Source organism: Rhodococcus sp. B10 (assembly GCF_011770055.1).
Lineage (GTDB): Bacteria > Actinomycetota > Actinomycetes > Mycobacteriales > Mycobacteriaceae > Rhodococcoides > Rhodococcoides kyotonensis_B.
On the sequence record NZ_JAAFYV010000105.1, the window covers coordinates 1 to 435 of the forward strand.

1 protein-coding gene is annotated in these 435 nt (G+C 65.7%); it reads left to right on the forward strand.

Going from position 1 to position 435, the window contains the following annotated elements:
• Nucleotides 1-435 (forward strand): hypothetical protein (locus tag RhoFasB10_RS25860; RefSeq protein ID WP_206031386.1); only part of this gene is annotated, 435 nt, incomplete at both ends.

A 435-nucleotide genomic window follows, 5' to 3' on the forward strand; every position in this document is an offset into this window, starting at 1 on the left:
GGGTTGCCCGCAGCCGGCTGACTTCCACGCCCATGCCAACAGCCTGCAGCGTACCCAGGCCACCGCGCAGTTCTTCATTGCCGGTGCGTTTCCGGGCTGCCATGTTGCGGTCGAACAGCGCATGGCGCTGGGGACGATGGATCCGCTGTTCGACCCGGTGATCCACAACGATGACGCGGCATTCCGCAAGCGCGCGCTGGCGGCAATGCAGCAGGCGCTGACAGCATCGGATCTGGCACCCGCACTGTCCGTGGTGGAGGAAATCACCCGTTACCCGCAGTCGGCGGCCTGTACGGGGCGCAGCGACTGTCATCTGGTGCTGGGCGACACGACCTTCAATGCGGAGCCGGGCAAGGAGCCACGCGCTTCGGGTTCACTGGCACTGGCCAGCGGTCTGGTCGATGCCCTGCTGATGGAGCATTACCAGGGAAGTGG